Origin of the sequence: Collimonas silvisoli (genome assembly GCF_018305005.1) — a bacterium.
GTDB lineage: Bacteria > Pseudomonadota > Gammaproteobacteria > Burkholderiales > Burkholderiaceae_D > Collimonas > Collimonas silvisoli.
This window is the reverse complement of the sequence record NZ_JAGQEG010000194.1, coordinates 1-3542: the sequence shown is the minus strand read 5'-3', so window position 1 is coordinate 3542 and position 3542 is coordinate 1. Positions and strand designations below refer to the sequence as shown.

Annotated in this window: 4 protein-coding genes; 2 read left to right on the top strand and 2 right to left on the bottom strand. The window is 54.6% G+C overall.

Going from position 1 to position 3542, the window contains the following annotated elements:
- Positions 1–1014 (top strand): glycoside hydrolase family 28 protein (locus tag KHU33_RS25760; RefSeq protein WP_230414560.1); only part of this gene is annotated, 1014 nt, incomplete at its 5' end.
- A 142-nt stretch (positions 1015–1156) separates the two neighbouring features.
- Here KHU33_RS25760 and KHU33_RS25755 read toward each other — a convergent pair.
- Positions 1157–2158: a proline dehydrogenase family protein gene (locus KHU33_RS25755; protein WP_211468340.1), complete on the bottom strand. Its 1002-nt coding sequence runs from the start codon at positions 2156–2158 to the stop codon at positions 1157–1159.
- A gap of 166 nt (positions 2159–2324) precedes the next feature.
- Here KHU33_RS25755 and KHU33_RS25750 point away from each other — a divergent pair, with 166 nt between their 5' ends.
- Positions 2325–2750 carry a GNAT family N-acetyltransferase gene (locus tag KHU33_RS25750; RefSeq protein ID WP_211468338.1) on the top strand — a complete coding sequence of 142 codons (426 nt, stop codon included), beginning with the start codon at positions 2325–2327 and terminating at the stop codon, positions 2748–2750.
- A 120-nt stretch (positions 2751–2870) separates the two neighbouring features.
- Here the strand turns inward: KHU33_RS25750 and KHU33_RS25745 are convergent, their stop codons facing one another.
- Entirely contained in the window at positions 2871–3221 is a 351-nt protein-coding gene (locus tag KHU33_RS25745) for a YXWGXW repeat-containing protein (RefSeq protein WP_211468336.1), read from the bottom strand.
- Positions 3222–3542: the final 321 nt, after the last annotated feature.

Below are 3542 nucleotides of genomic sequence, written 5' to 3'. Positions count from 1 at the left end.
CAAAACAGAACTTCCGGCCTGAGCCAGCAAAATCCCCGAATCCTGCTGGTGGCGAATGGCAGCGGGTTCACGCTGCATGGCATCACCCTCCAGAACTCTCCTAACTTCCATGTCTGGGCATACGGCGTTACCGGCTTGACGGCTTGGGGCGTCAAGATACTGTCGCCAAGTCTCGCCTATACGAAAGCCGGTTACAAATGCCCATCCGGCACCACGCCGGACGTTGTGACCCCCGCCACTTGTTTCACACCAGACACGGCTGTGAACACGGACGGTTTTGATACCGGTTACTCCAAGAATGTGTTGCTCGCTTATTCCTACATCAGCACGGGCGACGACCACGTGGCCATCAAGTCGAGCTCCGGCTCGGGCGCCAGCAACCATACCTATATACATAACCATTTTTACTATGGACATGCGCTCTCCATCGGGAGTGAAACCAATGCAGGCGTGAGCAGCATCGCTGTCACCGATCTGACAATTGACGGCTACGACAGCGGTACTGGCGGCGGCTTGCGCATTAAATCGGATTCGTCGCGCGGCGGCAACGTTTCGAACGTGAGTTACAAGCAGATCTGCGTGCGCAACGTCAGCCAGCCGCTTGTGTTCGATTCCTTCTACAGCAGCTCGAAGGGCACGTTGTATCCGCATTTCACCAACATCACGGTCAGGGATTTTCATGATCTCGGCAGTAGCAAATACCATGGCGGCAAGCTGACCTTCGCCGGATACGCGATCAACGGCCAGAACGATCCGCTGACGATCACGCTGGATAACGTGGTGTTCGACGGCACGCAACCTACGTTCAATGCCGGCCACAATGGCGGACCGAGCTCTATACCAGCCGCCACGCACTTCACATTGGGGGCAGGGCCGGTAAGCTTTGCGTCGTCGATCGTCACGTCGTCGTCCAATGGCGTCACGATCACCGGCACGCCGGGCAGCGGGACGGGCATCGATTGCAGTGCTGCATTTGTCCCGCTGAAATCTGTGTTAGCGACTTCACCGATCTAGTACGGTGTTTACAGCAATCAAAAGACCGGCTTCAATCGGCTCTTCCGATTGCTGCCAGCCAGGAGAGCCCTCGCCATCGTGAGGGCTTTCTAAAACATCTTTTGATCAGTCGGGAGGGAGTGGGCAGACCAGCGCGTCTATTTTAGACTCGCGGTTCCCATAGCGTGATATCAAGCAGCGCCTGATACAAGCGCACCGGCTCTTCGGCGATCCGGTTAAGCACGTAGAGAAAATATTCCTCGCCATAGACGGCATATTCCCGCGTCGGGAATCCACGCTTCTGCAAACCGTCTATTGGCTCTGTCCCGAGGCCGATCAGCGATTCAAACTCGTAGTGGCGCTGTCCCAGCAAACCTTGCTGCGTGATTAAATTTGTCAGCTCTTCCTGGATGGCGCGATCATGCGTCGCAATCGAACATTTGTGCCCGCTGCCCAGCAATTGAGCCGCGTAGCGCCGGTAGCTGGCCGCCAGTTCGGGGCTGTTGCGGCTGTAGGCAATCTGCTCCGGCTCAAGAAAAGCGCCTTTCACCAGACGGATACGGCCTGGATACATCATCAGTTTTGGCAGATCGTGCGCGCTGCGGTGCAGCCTGGCGGGAATCGTGACGCCGACATTCGCCAGTTCAGCCTCGTCATGCAAGCGGGCATAGGTCGCGTAGATATTATTGGCGCGCTCCGAACCCTCCATCGAAATCATCACTTCGCGGCCGCTGGCAGCGGCCGCGCGCGCGATTTTCCTGGCATTCAGAAAACCTAACTCGGGATCGATCACGGAACCGATGTGAGACAGATCGAGCGAGACCGAGCAATTCAGCCCCTTGTCATCGATGGCCTTAAGCAACGCCAGAAAGACTTCGGTCTCCGCATTGGCCCTGGCCTCGTCGCGGCAACTCTCGCCCATATATTCAGCCGATGCGGCATGACCACGCGCATTAATCTGGCTGACGCGTTCCAACACATCTTGCGTCGTCTGGCCGGCAACATAGCGGCGGGCGACGCGATGCATGAACGGCCGCAGCAGCGGATCGTTACAGAATCTGTCCTTGGCTTCTTCGTTCAACGCCAGCTCGCGCAGCGCATTGGCGGCCTGGTCAACCAGCGCTTGCCATTCAGCCGGAAACGCGGGCGGTCTTTGATTCTGCATGGTTAATATCTCTATATGAAAAAAATGACAAACGCGTCGGATGCTGATGACGGCGACAACGAGAGTGCATTTTAAACAAGTGACAAGTACCGGCAAAACCAGTAATTTTCTGTCCTAATGCTAATTTTTCTCACATAAAACGGCTGGGCGTATCGGAGGAATAAACATGAACTGGGTCTTCGAACAAGAAAACATAGACTGGGCTGCACTCTCGAATCTTTATAAGATAGCGCCGCTGGGCGACAAGCATCCGGACGATTTGAAAATCGCCTTTTCCAATAGCCTGTACAAGTGTTTTGTATTTGATGACGGCGCCCTGGTCGGTGTTGGCCGGGCGCTGGCAGACGGGATCGATTGTTCTTACATTTGCGATGTGGCGATACATCCCGATTGCCAGGGGCAGGGCTTAGGCAAGGCCATCATCGCCAAACTGAGAGACCTGTCGGCCGGCCACAGGAAAATCATCCTGTACGCGGTTCCCGGCAAGGAAGGCTTTTATAAAAAGCTGGGATTCAAGCGCATGAGTACGGCGATGGCTATTTTCAAGGACCAGGAACTGGCGCTTAAAGCCGGCTTGGTCAACGAAACATAAGCACCATGCCTGCGGCACTGATTGCCGCCCGCAAATTCTTCGATGGGCAACTTGACGTCAACAACTGCAAACCAGCCTGATCCGGTGCAAAGTGCTGGATCAGGCCGGCGCTGCTATACCTTAGCAATTGCCCTTTTTAGCCTGTCCTGGCGGACAATGATAGCGGCCTCCGTCGTCGTCACGCCGGTCGTCATAACGGCGTTCATCGCGTTTGTCATCGTCACGGTCATGGCCGCGATGCCAGCCGCCGCGACGCAGTTCCCAGCCATTGCTTCCCTGGCGCCATTCCGGGCGATCGCATAGATAACCGCTGCGAGCGCGCTCCCAATGTCCGCCAGCCCATACGTGGCGGTTGCCGTCCCAGTTCCAGTAACCAGGCGCCCAGATGTAGCCAACCCGCGGTGGCGGCACGACTTCATATCTTGGCGGCGGCGGAGTGCCGATGGTGATGCTGACGCCGATTTGCGCCATGGCCTGAATGGGAAATATTTTAATTTGGAAATTTTGGTTGTCTACCGTGTTGAGAAAATTTTGTTGTTAAAAAAGTATTTATATTGCAGTATGTGATTTGCAATTAGCAGGTTTCCTCAACTAAGTAGATTGTGTTCACATGACTGAAAAGTTTTCGTACTACAAACCGAATAGACTTCTTTGGACCTGGACACCAGTTGCCAAAGATAATGGCTGCACTAAGATAGAAAATATCTGTTTAGCAATGGATAAATCGCCACCTCCATTGCTAAAGGACATGTTGAAACCTGAGGTATCAACACCCGCCAAAATCCAGTTTAA